Origin of the sequence: Acinetobacter sp. RW6, from assembly GCF_041956835.1 — a bacterium.
Taxonomy (GTDB): Bacteria; Pseudomonadota; Gammaproteobacteria; order Pseudomonadales; family Moraxellaceae; genus Acinetobacter; species Acinetobacter calcoaceticus.
In genome coordinates, this window is record NZ_CP167121.1 from 2,765,538 (window position 1) to 2,785,738 (window position 20,201).

Annotated in this window: 18 protein-coding genes; 11 read left to right on the forward strand and 7 right to left on the reverse strand. The window is 38.6% G+C overall.

The window, feature by feature from the left end; all coding sequences use genetic code 11:
- The first annotated feature begins 353 nt into the window (after positions 1–353).
- From ACB088_RS13075 to ACB088_RS13105, 7 genes are all read left to right on the forward strand, one after another.
- Positions 354–1,232, forward strand: coding sequence for a VacJ family lipoprotein (locus ACB088_RS13075; RefSeq protein ID WP_375037180.1), 879 nt, complete (start codon positions 354–356; stop codon positions 1,230–1,232).
- Between the two features lie 111 nt (positions 1,233–1,343).
- Positions 1,344–2,312, forward strand: coding sequence for an RsbU family protein phosphatase GigA (gene gigA, locus ACB088_RS13080; protein WP_009390851.1), 969 nt, complete (start codon positions 1,344–1,346; stop codon positions 2,310–2,312).
- 102 nt (positions 2,313–2,414) lie between these two features.
- The gene (gene gigB, locus ACB088_RS13085; RefSeq protein WP_002117273.1) at positions 2,415–2,936 is read left to right on the forward strand and encodes an anti-anti-sigma factor GigB; all 522 of its coding nucleotides are present in this window, start codon (positions 2,415–2,417) and stop codon (positions 2,934–2,936) included.
- Between the two features lie 26 nt (positions 2,937–2,962).
- A complete protein-coding gene (locus tag ACB088_RS13090; protein WP_375037181.1) occupies positions 2,963–3,787 on the forward strand; it encodes a carbon-nitrogen hydrolase family protein in 825 nt (274 codons plus the stop codon).
- Between the two features lie 14 nt (positions 3,788–3,801).
- Positions 3,802–4,176: a DUF4951 domain-containing protein gene (locus ACB088_RS13095; RefSeq protein ID WP_151744283.1), complete on the forward strand. Its 375-nt coding sequence runs from the start codon at positions 3,802–3,804 to the stop codon at positions 4,174–4,176.
- 166 nt (positions 4,177–4,342) lie between these two features.
- Positions 4,343–4,780, forward strand: coding sequence for a MarR family winged helix-turn-helix transcriptional regulator (locus ACB088_RS13100; protein ID WP_375037182.1), 438 nt, complete (start codon positions 4,343–4,345; stop codon positions 4,778–4,780).
- A gap of 88 nt (positions 4,781–4,868) precedes the next feature.
- A complete protein-coding gene (locus ACB088_RS13105) occupies positions 4,869–5,300 on the forward strand; it encodes an organic hydroperoxide resistance protein (RefSeq protein ID WP_003655074.1) in 432 nt (143 codons plus the stop codon).
- 58 nt (positions 5,301–5,358) lie between these two features.
- Here ACB088_RS13105 and gspE read toward each other — a convergent pair whose 3' ends face one another.
- Entirely contained in the window at positions 5,359–6,849 is a 1,491-nt protein-coding gene (gene gspE / locus ACB088_RS13110; RefSeq protein WP_004641278.1) for a type II secretion system ATPase GspE, read from the reverse strand.
- A gap of 96 nt (positions 6,850–6,945) precedes the next feature.
- On the opposite strand from gspE, the gene ACB088_RS13115 reads away from it, so the two are divergent.
- Together ACB088_RS13115 and ACB088_RS13120 are read left to right on the forward strand one after the other, a co-directional pair.
- Positions 6,946–7,767 (forward strand): hypothetical protein, encoded by an 822-nt coding sequence (locus ACB088_RS13115; protein ID WP_092707444.1) that lies wholly within the window; start codon positions 6,946–6,948, stop codon positions 7,765–7,767.
- 9 nt (positions 7,768–7,776) lie between these two features.
- Entirely contained in the window at positions 7,777–8,694 is a 918-nt protein-coding gene (locus ACB088_RS13120; protein ID WP_375037183.1) for a mechanosensitive ion channel family protein, read from the forward strand.
- Here the strand turns inward: ACB088_RS13120 and ACB088_RS13125 are convergent.
- Complete coding sequence (locus ACB088_RS13125; protein WP_375037184.1) at positions 8,684–11,488, reverse strand: DUF2339 domain-containing protein; 2,805 nt, start codon at positions 11,486–11,488, stop codon at positions 8,684–8,686. The genes ACB088_RS13120 and ACB088_RS13125 overlap by 11 nt on opposite strands.
- 153 nt (positions 11,489–11,641) lie before the next feature.
- On the opposite strand from ACB088_RS13125, the gene polA reads away from it, so the two are divergent.
- Entirely contained in the window at positions 11,642–14,413 is a 2,772-nt protein-coding gene (gene polA / locus ACB088_RS13130) for a DNA polymerase I (protein WP_375037185.1), read from the forward strand.
- Positions 14,414–14,466: 53 nt separating this feature from the next.
- Here polA and ACB088_RS13135 read toward each other — a convergent pair whose 3' ends face one another.
- From ACB088_RS13135 to ppx, 5 genes are read right to left on the reverse strand one after another with little or no spacing between them, the layout of a single operon-like run.
- Complete coding sequence (locus ACB088_RS13135; RefSeq protein ID WP_003655065.1) at positions 14,467–15,036, reverse strand: YggT family protein; 570 nt, start codon at positions 15,034–15,036, stop codon at positions 14,467–14,469.
- Positions 15,037–15,057: 21 nt separating this feature from the next.
- Positions 15,058–15,894, reverse strand: a complete 837-nt coding sequence (gene proC / locus ACB088_RS13140) for a pyrroline-5-carboxylate reductase (protein WP_092707439.1) — start codon at positions 15,892–15,894, stop codon at positions 15,058–15,060.
- A complete protein-coding gene (gene tilS, locus ACB088_RS13145; protein WP_375037186.1) occupies positions 15,866–17,269 on the reverse strand; it encodes a tRNA lysidine(34) synthetase TilS in 1,404 nt (467 codons plus the stop codon). The genes proC and tilS overlap by 29 nt, the downstream gene beginning before the upstream one ends.
- A complete protein-coding gene (locus ACB088_RS13150; RefSeq protein WP_003655062.1) occupies positions 17,206–18,027 on the reverse strand; it encodes an acetyl-CoA carboxylase carboxyltransferase subunit alpha in 822 nt (273 codons plus the stop codon). The genes tilS and ACB088_RS13150 overlap by 64 nt, the downstream gene beginning before the upstream one ends.
- 18 nt (positions 18,028–18,045) lie before the next feature.
- Complete coding sequence (gene ppx, locus ACB088_RS13155; protein ID WP_003655061.1) at positions 18,046–19,566, reverse strand: exopolyphosphatase; 1,521 nt, start codon at positions 19,564–19,566, stop codon at positions 18,046–18,048.
- Positions 19,567–19,845: 279 nt separating this feature from the next.
- Here ppx and trxA point away from each other — a divergent pair, with 279 nt between their 5' ends.
- A complete protein-coding gene (gene trxA, locus ACB088_RS13160) occupies positions 19,846–20,172 on the forward strand; it encodes a thioredoxin (protein ID WP_092707436.1) in 327 nt (108 codons plus the stop codon).
- Positions 20,173–20,201: the final 29 nt, after the last annotated feature.

Below are 20,201 nucleotides of genomic sequence, written 5' to 3' on the forward strand. Positions count from 1 at the left end.
CTTAATCTCTTAAAAGTCAACAGGTAATTTCGATATTTTTAAAACTTATTCTCAAAACTAACTTCTCATCAAATTCATTACCTAAAGCAACTCACTCAATTCCAAGTAACTGTTTTTCAACAAGTTTCTATCTGCATCACCGCCGATGGATGTGCATTATAGAGGATTAATAACCCTTTGCAATACCTTTTCTAAATTAATATCACCGTCTGTTTGTTTTTTAGCCTTTTTAGCATTTTATCTATATTATTTGATCAATTTTACATTGATAATAGGTTATCAATTTTGTATTAAAGCATATCTCCATCCAACTGCACATTAAGTATTAGCCTGGCTGGCGGTTAAGGAATTATATGAATTATTCTAATTTAATTTTACTAAGCGTGTTATCTGTAGGTGTTTGTACCTCTATATATGCTCAAGAAAACACGATAAGTGAATCTGCTAATGCTAGTTCATTAGAAGAAACGGGGCCGAATCACCCCCGTTCACAAATTATTAAAGATTTAAAAAATATTAAAGTTAAAGATTTAAAAATTAATGCAAATGCAGCACAACCAGATTTAGTTAAAGATCCTTTGCAGTCATTGAACCGTCCAATTTATTCTTTTAATGATATGTTGGACCGCAATTTCTTGCGTCCTGTTGCTGTTCAATATAGAGAAAAGACTCCAGAAGATGTACGTGGCTCTTATCGCCAGTTCCGTAAAAATCTTGGTGAACCATGGAATGCTGTTAATCAACTTATTCAAGGTCGCCCGAGTCGTGCAGCAAAAACTTTAGGTCGATTTACAATTAATACCTTAACTACTCTTGGTTTGGCAGACCCAGCCAGCCGCTTAGGTTTACCAACTGAGGAAGAGAATTTTGGTGTAACTCTCGGTTACTATGGTGTGCCTTCTGGTCCATTCCTTATGTTACCTTTCTTTGGGCCAAGTACTTTGCGTGATGGTTTTGGCTTGGCAGTAGACGCTCAAGCTCGTCCACAAAAATATGTTATGGATGATCAAGAGGGTCTTTATTGGTCAAGCAATCTATTACAAGCTGTTGATACCCGCGCTCAATATCTGGACTTGGATCAAACTTTACAGGGTGATCAATACGCTATGATTAGAGACTTATATCTCCAACGTAAAGCATTCCAGATTGCAGAGAAAAAGGGCGACTCAGCAGATGTGTCTTTCATTGATGATGACTCAGATGATACACCAGATGAGAATCAAAACCCTTAAAAGATGAAATCGAGGTATTGCTTAGATTGAGAGTTCGGCAATACCTTGATTTTGATGATACATACTCTATGATGAATAAAGTGATCATATAAAAGGACTACCATATCTTCTATGTATTTTATTAAACCGACACGCTCTATTCCTTATTTAGAGCAAGCTTTGGATAAACTACCAGGCTTACAAGTCATTAACATAGATGATTTAGACTTATATGATCCAACCATCATTGCAATTGCAGATGTACAAGATTTCTTAACTTATAAGTGGAATTTACCGACTATTGTAATTGCTTTTGAAAATGAAGGTAGCGCTTTAGCTCATGCATGGGAAGCAGGTGCTCTTGCAGGTTGGGTATGGAATCAATTACCTAACGATTTAAACAAAGCCTTATCAAGAATTGATGCTCAATATAAACGTAATCAAGATAGCCGTGACTTACCTTCGGCTGCTGAATTGCAAAAACGATTGTTACCAAACCCAATCGATTTATTAAATTATGAAGTCGAAACTTTCTTTCAGCCTTCGGCTTATCTTTCCGGAGATTGGTACGACTATTGGAAATTAAATGATAAAGAAGTTTTATTTTATCTTGCCGATGTTTCAGGTCATGGTGTAACGAGTAGTTTGTTAACATCATGGATGGCAGCTTTCCATGGTCGATCTAAAACCCCAAGACAATTAATTAAAAAATTAAACGGGATGTTGGTTCAAGAAAATATTGAAAAGCACATTACGATTGTTGTCGGTATTTTAAATCTTGAAACGCATACTCTTCGTTGGTCAAGTGCTGGGCATTACCCACCTCCTATCATTTTTGAACCCAATCAAGCACCTAAAATTCTAACAACGAGCAGTTTTCCATTAGGTTTAACTGATGAACTCGAAGTTGAAGAGCATGTTTGTACACTAAATCGCCATGCGCGCTTCATTGTTTGCTCTGATGGAGCCCTCGAACCCTTTGATGGTGGTTTGAATGATCAGTTCCAACAATTGGTCCATCATTTGCAAAATCAATCATTTCAAGCACCCGATCATGTGGCCGATGATATTGCCATCTTCAGTCTTTGTCGAATGAATTAATTTACGAATCAATTAATTACATAATATACGACCTAAGGACTCTTGAGTCTGAGATGGCACTATGTGATAATTTTTCTATCCTTCTCTGAAAATGGCATTTATATGTCAACAGGTCATGTTGAATATGCAAGTTTAAATGGAACGCATATTTTCAAACTTATTGGTGAAGTGCGAGCCCATTCTTGTATAAGTCTAGACAAACTTTTAAACAGAATTGAACAGCAAGAGAATGTTGTTGGTGCAATCGTTGATTTAACCCAAACAACATTTATTGATAGTACTGTATTAGGTATCTTAGCTAAGCTAGGTTTAAAGCTGAAACAGACTCATCATATTCAAGCTGTGATGCTATCTACCAATCCAGATATCACAACCTTAGCCAACAGTATGGGGCTAGGGCAGGTTTTTGTCATTTTGAATTATTGTGGTGATCCTAATGTTTGTACGTTAACGTTAACAGATGAACAAATCACTCATAATGCAATGCTAAGAACTGTTCTGGATGCACATAAGACATTGATGAAACTCAATGCAAACAATCAGAATATGTTTGAGCCACTTGTGAAGCAGTTACAGAAAGAACAAGATACGCTTGAACAGGTATCGGATAAGCAAAATGCCTGATTTTCACGATTAAGCCGGATTAGAATATGACCCTTGTTTCTGTTGCTCAAATGAACTCTCAAGATGATATTGAAAATAATTTTCAAGTCATTGAGTCTTTGATTCAACAAAGCAAGGCGCAAAATGCCAGCTTAATTGTTTTCCCTGAAAACTTTGTATGTTTTGCTGCTGGAAAACAACGTGAAACTGCTGAGCAATTTGAATCTATTCAACAAAGGCTTGAGCAACTAGCACATCAATATCAAATCTGGATTGTGGCTGGAACCTTACCATGTCCATTCCGTCCAGATGGATCTACGATTCAAGATGGTCGCGTCCGAACAGTTAGCCTCTGTATCAGCCCTGAGCGTACAGAAGCACGTTATGACAAGATCCATTTATTTGATGTACAAGTTAGTGATGCGGTCGGCGGTTATCAAGAGTCTCGTTTCTTTGAACCAGGAACAGACGTAGTAGTCACATCTACCCCTTTTGGCAATATTGGCTTAATGGTATGTTATGACTTACGTTTTCCAGAGCTTGCTCTAACACTCAGACAAAAAGGTGCTCATCTTCTTACTGCTCCTGCTGCATTTACCTACACAACTGGGCAAATGCATTGGCAACTTCTGCTACAGGCTCGGGCAATGGATAGCCAATGTTATGTTTTAGGTGCAGCACAACAGGGCTGGCATGGTGAAAAACGACAAACCTGGGGACACTCGGGGGCAACAGATAGTCGTGGTCAAATTTTAAGTATGATTGGATATGAAGGGAATGGTTTAATCACTGTACCTTTTGATTTAACAGCACAAGATCTCGTCCGCTCTTCAATGCCTCTAATGACACACCGTAAATTGATTCACTATTAAAAGTTTAATTATTCATGTGGAAATACTTATTTAGCTTTTTTTGCTTGGGGGCAAATATTCATTGTTATGCAGAGTTTGGTACAACGAATCATTTCGTTTCACCAACCGCACAACTCAAATCAGATATTCTTCCCTCTACTCCTAAAGATATTCCTTTGCCTGCATTTGGCCAAAGAATAATTGGATGGGGAACTGGCGCAGAAGGCGCAAGACAACGTTTAGAAAATATTCAACCAGCAGATGTTTCTATGATTAAAAAACAAGGAACAACACTTGAAATGATTACTGCTTGGCAAAATTTTTATGAACAAGAGCAACAACGTAGTGTAAATAATCCTACTGCTAAATATCGTGCACGTTTAATGAAAAAAATTGCAGATCTATGGTAGACAATTTTATCTAAAAGATTTTTATCTTATGGAATAATTGATTTAATTATTCCATTTTTTTATGCCCCTTAATTTACTTTATTCATAACCTATTCTTATGAACATTTAAGAAACTGAATAGAACGCGATATACTACAAAAGCAATATTAGTTTCTTTGAGGAATATATGGACCAAGACTGTAAAAATTTAAAGCTTGAGAATCAACTATGTTTCCTCGTCTATTCAACAAATTTAGCTCTTAATCAGCTCTACCGAAAACTCCTAGCACCTTTGGGTATTACTTATCCTCAATATTTGGTGATGTTAGTTTTATGGGAACAGGATAAAGTTACTGTTTCAGAAATTGGTGCCAAGCTTTTTTTAGAATCATCAACTCTCACCCCTATTTTGAAAAAATTAGAAGCCCTACATTTTCTTCACCGCACTCGCTCAACACAAGATGAACGCCAAGTTATTATTACGTTAAGCGATGAAGGAAAAAAATTAAAAGATCAGGCAATGAATATTCCAGCCGAAGTATTAGATGCAAGTTCATGTGATATGACAACACTACTGGACCTAAAAGATCAACTTACTAAACTCCGTACAAACCTAGTCAAATAAACAGCAATTTTTTCAAAAAATATACTTGTCAAAATAATTAAGTCGTGTACGATATATTTGTATTCAATTTATTTTAGGAATAAAAACGATGTCATTAGAAAAAGTTGTTTATCGCGCAAAAGCTAAAGCAACCGGTGGTCGTGATGGCCGTGCAACCTCATCAGATGGTGTATTAGATGTACAACTTGGTGTGCCTAAAGAAATGGGTGGCGCTGGTGGTGCTGTAACAAATCCTGAGCAATTATTTGCAGCTGGTTATTCAGCATGCTTTTTAGGAGCTCTAAAGTTTGTTGCCAACCGCGATAAATTTAATATTAGCAAAGATGCGTATGTAGAAGGCGAAGTAGGTATTGGTCCAATTCCTACAGGTTTTAGTATTGAAGTAACTTTAAATGTTTACTTGGTTGGCATGGACCGTGAAGAAGCTGAAAAGTTAGTTGCAGCAGCTCATATCGTTTGCCCATATTCAAATGCAACTCGCAATAATATTGATGTGAACTTTAATATTGTGACTGAGTAATTTTTCAAGTTTTAAAAATGCCCGAATATTATCGGGCATTTTTATTGCACGTTACAAATTATGCTTCACTTGCTTCATTGGTTACTCGAAGCACTTCTTCAAGTGTAGTTTTACCTGTAAGTACTTTGCGTAAACCATCATCACGAATAGAGCCAGAGTACTGACGAGCATGGTTTTCTAATTCATATTCAGCCGCATTTCCGTGAATCTGACGGCGCATAGAATCATCAACAGGCACGATTTCATAAATAGCCGTACGCCCATTAAAACCTAAATGTGAACAATGATCACATCCTTGAGCCTGTGGTAACTTCAACATAGACTCACTATGAATATGCTGAAATACCTGTCTTTCGAAAGTATCTGCTTCACGCCATGTCATACAATGTTGACATAAGGTACGAACCAAACGTTGAGCAATCACTCCAATTAAAGAGCTCGATAATAAGAATGGTTCAATCCCCATATCTTTAAGCCGGGTGACCGCACCAATAGCGGTATTGGTGTGCAGTGTAGATAAAACCAAATGACCTGTTAGTGATGCCTGGACTGCAATTTCAGCAGTTTCCAGATCACGAATCTCACCCACCATGACCACATCTGGATCTTGACGCAACATTGCCTTTAGAGCACGAGCAAAAGTCATATCCACTTTAGTATTGACTTGTGTCTGCCCAATACCTTCAAGTTGATACTCAATTGGATCTTCGGCTGTCAAAATGTTACGAGTATTGTCATTTAAATCCGATAAGGCTGCATACAAGGTCGTCGTTTTCCCCGAGCCTGTAGGACCTGTTACCAAAATAATCCCGTGCGGACGATGTACTAACTGAGTTAAACGCTCATAGTCATTTGCCATCAGCCCCAAATGGATCATATTAAGACGACCAGCTTGTTTATCAAGCAAACGCATTACAACCCTTTCACCATGCGATGAAGGTAAAGTCGAAACACGTACATCTACTTCACGTCCAGCAAGACGTAAAGAAATACGCCCATCTTGCGGCACCCGTTTTTCCGCAATATCGAGTTTTGCCATGACTTTAATACGTGAAACCAGCAAAGGCGCCAACTCACGGCGTGGTTGTACAATTTCACGTAATTGGCCATCTACACGTAATCGTACAGATAGTTTCTTTTCAAAAGCTTCAATATGAATATCAGAAGCTCCTACCCGTATTGCTTCTGAAAGTAGCGCATTAATAAGACGGACAATAGGTGCATCATCTTCTTGATCCATCAGATCTTCTGTTTCAGGAACCTGATCGGCCAAGCTTAATAAATCAGGATGATCTTCTAAACCTGCTGCAACTTCTTGTGACTCCCCTGTATCTCGCGCATAACTTGTACTAAGCAGTGCATTAAATTCTTGTTCAGTACATAATTGGTAGTGAGCTGGCTTACCTAGAATTCGTCTTGCTTCCTGCAATGCAATTTTTTCAGTGTTTTGACGTCTAATAATAAATACTTGATCACCGTCATAACGAAATAAAACACCATGACGCTTGGCAAAACTATATGGAACTTGTATTTGTTTCAATATTTGCATCACAATTTATAATGATGAGTAAGATGATTTTGAGTGTACTCTAAGCAGATTACAGCGTGAAGTCTGTTTAACAACTCGGTAGAGGAATTTTACGTCTTGTTTGAAAATAATGAATATCAGCCTCGTCCCCAGAATTCTTTAAAATGGTGGGGCGAACAGCACTTTGAAATTAATCAGGCTAAAGCATGGCAATTTGGTTCAATGCTTTTTCGTCTAACGCGTGGCATAAAGGAATGGCGTATAGAATATTATCGCCCATCTCTTCAGGATGATAATGAGCAAGATTGGCACCCAATCGCAGATCCGAATTTTGCCTTTCCGCATACTGTTCAAGTAGAACGCTACATGTTCCGGAAAACTAGTCCAGAATTTCTACTTATGCCACGTCTGGCAGACCGTTCCGTAGTCATTAAACCCGTTGATCCTATCTACATTCCAGCGGGACAACGCGGGACTCTTTATATTAGTACACCGCTATGGATTGCCGGTTTAGTTGAAAGTCAGCATGAGCCTTTATTTGAAATTCCTCTAATTCAGCCCAAAGATACATGGTTTGGTCCAAATGCCCAGCAAGGCGAAATCTGTTATGCCACTTCCGTAGATGGGCGTACCGATTTGAACCTGTTAACACCCCGTGCGTTTCGTGCTGTTACTCCAATTGATTTTCACAATACCAGTAATCATCAATTGCGTTTTGACCGCATGAATGTACCTGTTACCGCTCTGCCTCTTTTTTACAGTGAAAGTACTGGGCGTTTATGGACTTCTCAAATTAAAGTTTTCTATGAAGGCTCTGATCGTCCCGCACGCATTCGTATTGAAAACCGGACTCCCCCTCTAGCTGGCGAAGTGACCTATGTTCATCCACCACGTTCACCTGGTGGAGCATTATTCAATATGTTTGATTCATTCTTTTAAGAGGTTTATATGGCTGATACAAGTATTCCTAAGGATATCGCTGATAGCCTCACCAGTATATTTACCAATATCAATACCGAGCGTATTAGTGAAATTTTAGTCGGTGTTGTACTGTGCTTTATTGGTTTTGTTCTTGCCCGTATTATTTCAAATACATTTATTAGAACCATTGGCTCACGTTTTAACGCTCATCAACGTTTGGTGTGGCGGCGCGGTATTTTTTATTTTATTTTCTTACTCTTCATTATGACGAGTTTAAAAGAAGCTGGTTTTAAACTCAGTGTATTCCTTGGCGCGGCAGGGATTCTAACCGTAGCACTTGGTTTCGCATCGCAAACGTCTGCCAGTAACTTGATTAGTGGTTTATTTTTAATTGGTGAAGGTTCATTTGAAGTCGGTGATACGATTCAGATTACACTTATTCGTGGAAATACGATTGAAGGTGAAGTCATTTCAATTGATTTGCTTTCTGTAAAATTACTTACACTCGACAATGTTTATATTCGTCTGCCAAACGAACAACTTATTCGCGCGCCTGTACACAACTTATCTAAATATCCAATACGACGTATTCCAATTACACTTGCAATTAACTTCCATGAAGACATCATTAAAGTTCGCGAGGTTCTACTTAACGTAGCAGCACATTATCCGCTTGTGTTAGATGACCCAAAACCTGCTGTTACAGTTACTGCATTCAGAGAATCATCAATTGAACTTTTATTTGCAATGTGGTGTAGACAAGAAAATTCTTTAAAAGTCCGAGATGAGATGCAAGAAAGAATTCGAAATGGATTTTTAGATAATCAGATTGAAATTCCTGTTCCTAAAATGGGTTTGATTGATCGACCACCTACTGTTTTTGCTGAAGATGATATCGATCAATACAGTAATCAAAAAGATTTAAATCGAGAGCCTAAAGCTTAGGCTCTTCATTTTTCTGTACAGCGGATGACGGTGGTAATGGTGCCAAATAAGCAATAATGAGCATTACCCCACCTGCTCCAATAAATGAAATGACTCGAGTTAAAGTCGCACTTTGCGATAGATCAAGCAAAATTAGTTTTAATACGACAATTCCCAAAAGTGCAGCACCCACAAACCATAATTGACGAATCATTCTTCGGCTAGAGAATGTGGTTAAAATGAACGCTAATACGACCCAAAGTAATGTCAAACTTAACTGTACTACGCCATTTGTCCAAATTGCAGCGCTCCATAGTGGTGTCGCCCAGTAATGGTGCAAACCTCTGACCACCACACTACTGAATACTAATAATCCCACTAGAATTGTTATAATTTTAAAAGTCCACTCAAGCGATTTATCTTGATTAAAAGCATGTTGATAGATAATAAAGAGTAGACCTGCGAATACTGTAATTGAAAGGAAATCAGTTAAGTTAAACAAAGGAACAAAATAAAGGTACTCGGCAGAATGGATGTCGACACTCACCACAAGCAACCAAAGTAAACTTAAACACCACACCGGAATTTGATGTAACAAAGCAGTTTTATGGGACTTATACGCCCAGAGTAAATAAACTACGGGTACAAAAGCCAAAGCAACTATTGGCATTTGTGGAAAGATCGCCAACCCCACCGTTGCTAATGTTAACCAGCCTAAACCAGCCCATACTTTTAGATATCCAGACTGACCTGACTGCGGTTGAGCCATAATAAATAAGACACTAAGAGCAATTGCAGCAACAAGGAAAGTGCCCTGTTGCAATATGCTCGGCCATTTAAACATGGTGAATACTTGGCTGGTAAAGACCTCACCAAAAATTAACAACAGTAACAGGCTAACTAAAATTAACTGCAAACTTTGCCATTGCACACGCAATTTATAGTGCACAACTAAACTAAATATTGCTATTAGAGCTATAGCAATCATCAAATACGGACTCAAACCATGATGGTGCCATGCCATTATTTCTACACCTGCTACAGCACCCGCATACATCCCTAAACATAAGAAAATACCGCTAAACATGCTGGCACTAAAATAGTGTTGCTCTTTAGTGTTGTACTGCAACAAATAGAAGGCTGAAATAAATTGGGCAATTGCATAAATGCTTGTACTCAATGTTGGAAATTGTTCATTTGCCCAAAATTGATAAAACAGCGCAATTGAACTTAATAAAACTAAAATTACACCAATATATCGGCTCAACCGGTAGCGTTCAGTTACTCCCCACACAATGAGTGCAGTACCTTGAGCAACCCAACCAATTGCAGTCCAATGTGCCCCTTTCGCAAGTGGAAAGATTAAAGCAAAAAATGCAACGGCAAGAATAAAAAAGCTTTTTGCTAGTACTGAAAGTTGAGGATGACTCTTTTTGATCCAGAAAGTTAATAGTGCATAAGTTCCCGCTAATACTGCGGCGCCAATAGTCAATGCTTGTGTAGACTCATGAACTAAATAGGCATGTAATGTAAAGCCTAATACTGGAACACTAAAAATAAGACCAACATCCAACAAAGGGGGTAAACGAATCCCTTCTTGTTTTTCATGCTCTGAAAGCCGAGCTATATTTTGGCTATAACGTACACTTAACCAAATAAATAATCCTATATGCAGCCATAAAATCCAGTCCAATGTGTCAAATTTTGCTGGCTCTGCATAAAATGCGATTGCAGTACCACCAATAAACATCGTGGCAAAAAAAGCAATCTGATTTAAGATTTTCCAAGGCTGAATAAAATTAACGGCGGCAACCGCAAGATTAATAACAAGGTAATAACTAAATAGAAAAACTACATCAGGGCGATATTGCGGAATAACTAAAGGGGCAGCATAAGCCATGCCGAGTGCTAAAATCGCTAAATAAATCGCCTGTTGCTTTAAACTTAAAAATACAGTGATTGCTAATAAAATAGTAAATAAGATGCTAGCTGTAGTTAAGTTGGCGATTACACCGAAATGATGTGAGAACACAAGCGTTAAGAATACAACTGCCAGACCAACACCCTGCAACGCCACAGCAAAAAGCTGATTTTTCTTTTGTAAGGTATATCCAAATGCCGTTAATACACTTCCAGCAATAGCGATAAATCCAAGTTTCACACCTAAACTCAGCTGCCAGTGTTCACTTGCAAAACGCAGTAATAACACTACCCCAACCATGAGCACAGCAACAGCAACTCTTAAAATTGGATTGCCATGCACCATCCAATCTATTGCTGGTTGCCACCATGCAGTTTGTACAGGAGCTAGATTTTCTTTTTGATCTAAAGTGTTCGTTTCAGGTAGAGCTGGCTTGATCATATTGTTTGGATCAATTGGCTCTAGTACGGGTGTTACAGCATCTGTATTTACAACTTCATTTACATGAACAGTTTGTTTTACTGTCTCGAGGTACAACAGTCGAGTATGAAATGCACTAATCATTTGAATCAGGCACAACAATAAAACTAGTAATGCACCGCCAGCAATCCACATCCAGTGATTCATATAAGCAACTAATGCAACCAAAGTAGCCGCATAAATCACTGTTGTTTGCATACGAATAGAATAAAGAGGAGTTGCTTGATGAGAAAACTGTTGTTCTAAATGTGTCAGACGCTGATGCAGATTCGACAATAACTGAACCAGTATTACGATAAATGCAATAGATAAAACAACAACGGCACTATGAAATTTAAAACCAATTGACATGGCTAAAAACAAAGTCAAAGCGATCAAAACAATGATCATTCCCTGTTTGTCTTTTTTATACATGGCTTAGCAATATGACACCTTCATTACATGTCATCTTACTTTAAGCAAATACAAGCGTATATTTATACATACAAAATACTGCAAAAATCATAAATCTGCATTCATATCCGTTTTCACGTAAAATACCCGTAATTCAGATTAAGGAATTGTTCAATGCCACCATTTGTCTTGGTTGATGGGTCCTATTTTTTATTTCGTGCATATCATGCATTACCACCATTGACGACCTCTACAGGGTTACATACCAATGCAATACGTGGAGCAATTTCTGCGATTCAAAAATTGATGCGTCGTATGCAACCAACGCATATGGCCGTAATTTTTGATACCCCCGAACCAACCTTCCGTCATAAGCTTTCACCGATCTATAAAGGTGACCGCCCGAGCATGCCCGAAGAGTTGTCTCAACAAATTCCATATTTACATGCATTAATTAAAGCCCAAGGTATTCCTTTATATAGTCTCCCTGGCGCAGAAGCAGATGACATTATCGGTACACTTGCTAAACGTGCCGTACTCGAAGGCCATCATGTTCTCATCTCGACTGGAGATAAAGACATGGCTCAATTGGTTAATGATCATGTAAAGTTAGAAGATAGCTTTAAAGATCGCGTAATGGACACCGACGGTGTATTTGAGAAGTTTGGCGTTTGGCCAAATCAGATTATCGACTACTTGACTCTGATGGGTGATGCATCTGACGGTATTATGGGTGTTCCGGGTGTAGGAGCAAAGACAGCTGCTAAGTTACTGACTGAATATGGCACGTTGGACAATATCATTGCCAATGCAGATCAACTTAAAGGCAAGATTAGCCAGAATATCAAAGATAATTTAGACAATATTAAGCTTGATCATCAATTAGCAAGCATTGTGTGCGATCTTCCTTTAGAACTCGATTGGCATGAATTAAAGCTTATCGACCCAAATGTTGATGCTTTGCGTAACCTATATACTGAGCTTGAATTTAGAAATCAGTTACAGTCGCTTGATCATCCAAATAATCCGAACAGCTCTAGTTATAAACAACAAGTTTCACAGGTCGTAGTTCAAGATGAAGTTAAACCGGCTGATTCTATAGAAACTGAAGATCAGGCAAGCTTAACCAGTCAAGATGACCAACTTGGAACCGCCAATTACCACACTGTTTTAACTCAAGAAGCATGGGATCAACTCTGGCAACGCATGCAAAATGCCGATCATTTTGCCATTGATACAGAAACTACGAGTCTTGACTATCGTATTGCCGAGATGGTCGGTTTTTCAATCGCATTTGATGCACAAGATGCCTATTATGTTCCTTTAGCGCATAACTATGAAAATGCTCCACAGCAACTGAACCGTGAGCAAATTCTGGCTCAAATTAAGCCTGTATTAGAAAATGAAGCGGTTAAAAAAATTGGGCATCACCTCAAATATGATGCACACATTTTTGCAAACCACGGCATTGAGCTAAAAGGCTGGTACTTCGATACCATGTTGGCATCTTACGTATTGAATGCGGCAGCGACTCGTCATGGAATGGATGATGTTGCTCGTGTCTACTTAAGTCACTTAACAACGACTTTTGAGCAAATTGCCGGCAAAGGTGCAAAGCAGAAAACATTTAATCAAATTGAGATTGAAGTCGCTGCCCACTATGCAGCAGAAGATGCGCATGTCACCTATCGTTTATATGAAGTACTTTCAAATAAACTTAAGCCATTTCCTGAGCTAGAAAATATTTTATATAACATCGAAATGCCAGTTGCCCGAATTTTATCAGGCATGGAAGAAGATGGCATTCGTTTAGATCATGCATTCCTCGATAACTTAAGTGTTGAATTTGCAAAAACTATGGAAGGTCTTGAAAATCAGGCCATGGAAATTGCAGATGAAACTTTTAATATTGCTTCACCTAAACAAGTAGGCGAAATACTATTTGATAAATTAGGAATCAAAGGTGGTAAAAAAACCGCAACTGGGCAATACAGTACAAGCGAAAGTGTTTTAGAAAAAATTGAGCATCCTTTAGCAGAAATTATTTTAGAACATCGCGGATTGGCAAAGCTAAAAAGCACTTATACGGACCGTTTGGTTGAGCAGTCTCATAATGATACTCATCGTGTACATACGAGCTACCATCAAGCCTTAACAGCGACAGGTCGTCTATCCTCTTCCGATCCTAACTTACAGAATATTCCAATTCGTAGACAAATTGGTCGTCAGATTCGTAAAGCATTCATTGCACCAGAAGGCCGAGTTCTATTGGCTGCCGATTACTCGCAAATTGAACTACGTTTAATGGCACATTTTTCTCAAGATGATGCGTTAGTACATGCGTTCCAGCACGGACAAGATGTTCACCGTCGTACTGCTGCCGAAGTATTGGGTATTGCAATTGAAGATGTGACTAATGACCAGCGTCGTCAAGCCAAAGCAGTAAACTTTGGTCTACTTTATGGTATGTCTGAGTTTGGTTTGATTCGTCAGTTAGGTTTCACACGTCAAGAATCGCAAAACTATATCAAGCAATATTTCCAACGTTATCCTGGTATCTATGAATATATGCAACGCACGCGTCAAGTTGCATCAGAGCAAGGATTTGTTGAAACCATTTTAGGCCGTCGTCTATATACACCAGATATTGATGCACGAAATGTGATGGTACGTAAGGCTGCCGAACGTGCTGCGATCAATGCACCTTTACAAGGTAGTGCAGCTGATATTATTAAACTTGCGATGATTGAAGTAGATAAAATTCTGCCAAAAGATCAGGCAAAATTACTTCTTCAAGTACACGATGAATTAGTTTTTGAAGTAGATCAAAACATTGCCGATGAGCTTTCTAAGCAAATTGCAAATATCATGGAATCAGTTCTAAAAATTTCCGTGCCTTTACTTGTTGAAGTAGGACAAGGTCTAAACTGGGATGATGCTCATTAATTAACAGAAATAAAAAAGGGCTGTGAAATACAGCCCTTTTTTATTGAATCAGCTTAAAGACCAGTTAAAAGAACTTTAGCAACTTCATTCATTAAAATTTCGGCAATATAGAGTGCCAAAAATGCCAAAATTGGAGATAAGTCAATCATTCCCATATTAGGCAATAAACGACGGAATGGTGCGAGTAATGGTTCAGCTAAATCTTGAATCACCTCAATATAAGGTGAACGCGATTGAGTAAACATGACAACCCAACTCAAAATGATTGTTGCGAAAATTAAATAACGGCAGAAACGAATCAAATCCTGAATCATAGTTACAAATGTCAGAATCAGTAAATGAATCGGACTATTTGGCATAGAGCCAGAAAGATACATCACACCGAAAATTTTCAGTAAATACAATGTAATTAAAAGAACCAACGCAGCCAAATTAAATCGGCCTTTTGCGACCGTCGGAAAAATTCGGCCAAAAATATCAACAATCTTAGTCGCTTTTACGGTCGATAAAACCACAGGATTATAAGGACTTACTGCCGCTAATTGCATTAAAAAACGGAAAAAGACCAATAAAATCGCGACATTAATTAAAATTCCAAAAATTAGCGCAGAATTTGCACCCATAGTTGTCTTATCCTATTTAAGCTATTTCGCACTGTCACTCAATTCTTGAGCCAATTCTTGGCTACGCTTCTGTGCAGCAGCCAATGCAGATTGAATATTTTGGGAGATTTGTGCACGGTCAAAAACTTCAAGTGCAGCTTGTGTTGTACCATTTGGCGATGTCACATTCTTACGAAGTTCAGATGGAGTATTTGAACTGGTAATTGCCATTTGAGCTGCACCTAACGCCGTTTGAAGAGTCAAAGCGGTTGCAACTTTTTCATCTAGCCCTAAATTTTTACCCGCACGGATCATACTTTCCATGAGATAGAAAAAATATGCAGGACCTGAGCCAGAAACTGCTGTTACCGCATCAATTTGAGCTTCGGAGTTTACCCAAATTGTTAAGCCTGTGGCTGCTAAAATCTGACTTGTTAATTCACGATCCGAAGTACCCACTACATCATTTGCATAGATACCATGCGCGCCTGTTTGAACCAGAGCTGGTGTATTTGGCATAACTCGCACAATTCGATCGCTATCAATTAAATTTGATATTGTTTGAATTTCAGCACCAGCAATAATTGAAATGACTAATTTATCTGATAACAGACCTTTCAAGGGACGTAAAACAGTCGCCAGAACTTGGGGTTTTACCGCCAGTACGACAACATCAGCATTTTGAATTGCAACCACGTTATCTTGTGTTACGTGGACTTCTTTCTCTTGTAATAATTGACGGATCTGTTCAACAGGATCTGAAACTGTAATACGTGTCGGTGGTAAACCTCTTGAAACCAGCCCGCCAATTAAAGCTTGGGCCATATTACCGCCACCAATAAAACAGATATTACAATTTACTGCACTTGCCATAACCATATTCGCCATTTACCAGATTACAAGAATGAGAAATTAAATCTGGTTGCCATCCTCCTTGCTCACAATACGGAGACTGAGCCAACCAAAATCCTTTCGGTGTAAAAACCCCAAGCATAACATTATCTATGACTAATATTTGAATTGTATGACGAAGCCAAGGCAAAATATGTGCTTCTTGAATTGCTTTTTTTAATGGCCATTGACCAATACGGCCATATAAATGGACTTTCTCCCCACCTTGACGTCGAATTATTCTCAATTTTCCATTTAATAAAGATGAAGCCAAACCGATTTTTTTTTGTTTAATCTGAAAATTTCCTGAAGCGTAATGCACTATTTCTCCCATTTGGAAATGATGCTCCGATTCAGCTTCAACTGGACTTAATGTTTCAGCAAGAAAAGCCTGCTTACTCAATCTATAAAGATGGTGTTGATAACGGACATAGTAAAACTGATTCCAGTGTAATGCAGCTTGTGCATCAGACTTTGAATCAATCACTTCATTTTTTAAGCGCTCGACCATTTCAAATGCAGGTCGATATTGCCCATCACCTTTCATCCAAACTGAAAGCAACTGGCGCTGACGGGCAACCGATAAATCTAAAAGTTTAGTTAAGTCTAAACACTCAGCAGTACCACAATGCTTTAAATCGGCTATCAAAACTTCTTCTAAAATTTCAGAAGCATCTTGCATCAAATAGCTGGTTCGGCTCAGTGCTTGCTGCATTTTAGGAAAGCGGTTTTGTAAGAAAGGCCAAAGTTCCTCACGTGACCACGCCCTATCATAATGAATATCATAATTTGTAGGGTCATTTACATACTCAATTTCAAGTTGAGTAGTCCAATCAGCAATTTGCTCACGAGTTAAATCTAAAAAAGGACGCCAAATTGTCATGTCTGCACGATAATCAATAGATTGCATGGCAGCCAATCCATCAACACCTGCACCCGATAACAACCTCAACATTACTGTTTCGGCCTGATCTTGTTGATGATGAGCAAGTAATAAAATTTCGTTGGGTTGTAAATGCTGTCGATAAGCTTGATAACGTGCTTGACGTGCTTGAGCTTCCAAATTACCTTCGGTAACTTGGACTTTTTGAATAATATAAGGAATATCTAAGCAAATAGCTTGTTTAGCAACGAGTTTCCCCCATTCTGCACTTTGTGATTGCAGTTGATGATCGATATAAATCGCTCGGATCTTTTGAGGAAAAATTTGAGACGTCAAATGTAGTAGCAGCATTGAATCCATGCCGCCACTACATCCAATAAGAAAAGAACTATTTTCTGAAAACAGTTGAGCCTGCTTTAAGACATTATGCCTAAATTTGCGCTGCCAAACTTCATTAAACGTTGATAACGTGCTTCGCATCGTTCATTTGCATCCAGTGGTAGCAATTCATCCAAAGCTTGCTTCAAAACTACTTTTAGGTTTTGCATGACTTGCTCAGGGTCTAAATGTGCCCCTTCGCCTTCATCTACCACATATTCAACAATACCTAGAGATTGTAATTTGTCTGCTGTCAAACCTAAAGCTTCGCTCGCTTGAGCCGCTTTTTCAGCAGTTTTCCATAAAATAGATGCGCAGCCTTCTGGTGAAATCACAGAATAGATACTGTGCGATAACATAATTACTCTGTCCGCAACACCAATACCTAAAGCACCACCAGAACCACCTTCACCCAGTACTGTTGCAACAACAGGAACTTTCAAACGTGAAAGTTGAGCAAGGCTAGTTGCAATTGCTTCGGCTTGTCCACGCTCTTCAGCACCAACACCTGGGTAAGCACCCATAGTATCAATAAACGTGAAAACCGGAAGATTAAAACGCTCAGCCATATCTAATAGGCGTTGAGATTTACGATAACCTTCAGGGTTAGCCATACCGAAGTTATGCTTTAATTTTTCACGGGTACTACGACCACGGTGTTGTCCAATGACCATCACAGGTTGACCGTCAAAACGAGCAAGACCACCTACCATCGCACCATCGTCACCAAACAAACGATCACCATGCAAGGCGTCAAACTCTGTAAAGATTTCACCGACATAATCTAGAAACTGCGGACGTTCAGGATGACGTGCAATTTGAACCGTTGTCCAAGCTTTGGACTGAGTAGATTTTTTCATAGGTCGAATATTATCCCTTTAATCGATAAATTTTTCCGACTGAATATTCAATTCAATGTCCCAATGCTTAAACTGCTCTTGCTCATCATGCAAGTCGGCAACTAACAATGGCCATTGTTTGGCATCACCAGAAACACTAAGCTGCCATTGTTGATCATTTATGATGGTCAGTTCAATGGCAGGAAGCATCTGATCACTTCGACTATGGTTGAGTAAAACTGCTAGGCGAAGCAATAAACTTAAGTAAAGTAATTTATGACCACCAGCCTTCAAAATTTCGTTTTTTACATCATTTCGTAATTTACGACGATGATGAGCAACTAAATGTGAAAGATGATTTTGATCAATTTGCGAGAAACCCGGAATATCAGAATGCTGTAATAAATAAGCACCATGGCGATGGTAACCGCCATGACTAATTGCTAAACCAATTTCATGTAAATAAGCTGACCGACGCAGTAAGTCACTGTCTTCACTCGTTAAATTAAGAGATTTAGCGACACCATCAAATAATTGTTGTGCTGTCTTGACAACACGTTCTGCTTGTTTAGGGTCGGCATTATAACGGCCCATTAGAGCTTGTACACTGCGGTCGCGGATATCTTCATGTTTAAATCGACCTAATAGGTCATACATTACACCTTCGCGTAATGCACCATCAGAATATGCCAAACGATCAATTTCTAGTACTTCAAAAACTGCGTACAAAATTGCCAATCCGGCTGGCAAAACTGCTCGTCGATCCTCTCTTAATCCTTCAAAATCAATTTCAGAAACATTTTTAAACTTAAGTAATTTATCTTTAAGTTTGTATAACCCTTCTCGAGTGACATTTTCTTGTTCATCACTTAAGCCCATATTAACCATAATTTGGCGACAGGCTTTAATCGTTCCACTCGAACCAACGACAGTATCCCACCCTTCCATTTTATAAGTCGTTGCAATAGCAGAAAGCTCTTTACGGGCAGCAACTACGGCCTTATCAAATGATTTCTGAGTAATTTCCCCATCAGAAAAATAGGCTGTTGTATAAGCCACACAACCCATTTGTAATGACTCGGTGTAAATCGGTTCAAACTCTTCACCAATAATGAATTCAGTAGAACCGCCACCAATATCAACAACTAAGCGACGTCCACCATTGGCCATGGTATGCGATACGCCCAAATAGATCAGACGAGCTTCTTCTCGCCCTGCAATAATTTCAATAGGTTTAGGTAAAATTTCTGCAGCTTTTTGAATAAATTCATGACCATTTTTTGCCTGACGCAAGGCATTAGTAGCCACAATTCGTAAACGATTAGGTTGAACAGAACTCAATCTTCCAACAAAACGTGCTAGACATGCCAAACCACGTTGCTGAGCTGCTTCTGTTAAATTTTTATTTTCATCTAAACCAGCTGCAAGCTGTACTTTTTCTGACATCGAAGCAACTTTTTTAACTTCACCGTGATCTACCCGTGCAATTGCAAGGTGAAAGCTGTTCGACCCCATATCTATGGCGGCAAGTAATTCTTCATCAATCAGAAAGTCAGACATTATTGAACTAAACCCATAACAATTCACGCCTAGAGTAATTCACAAGAATGCAATTGAAAAGCCATTTTCATCAACAATTAACTGTCATTTATATTTTTCTATTTATGAGTTGATTGTACAAGTCGATGATGAATATCGTGAGCATCCATTAGACAAATTTAGTTAAGCCTTGAATAATAGCATCAAACCCTTACATTGAACTAAGTAGCTATGTAATACTGATAGAGATAATTTTCTCCTGTAGTAATAGCACTTTTTTCTAAAAATTGGAGCCGTACCATGTCTGCGACTATTGTAAATACAACTGATGATAACTTCCAAGCAGATGTTCTAGACGCTGAAACACCTGTACTTGTTGACTTCTGGGCAGGTTGGTGTGCACCTTGTAAAGCAATTGCACCTGTTCTTGAAGACTTATCAAGTGAATATGCTGGTAAAGTAAAAATTGTTAAAGTTGATGTAACTACTTGCGAAGATATTGCGGTGAAATACAATATCCGTAATATTCCTGCTTTATTACTTTTCAAAAATGGTGAAGTCGTAGCTCAACAAATTGGTGCTGTACCTCGCTCTAAACTTGTTAGCTTTATTGATGAAAATGTTTAAGTCAAAATGCTAAGAATGAAAATACGCTA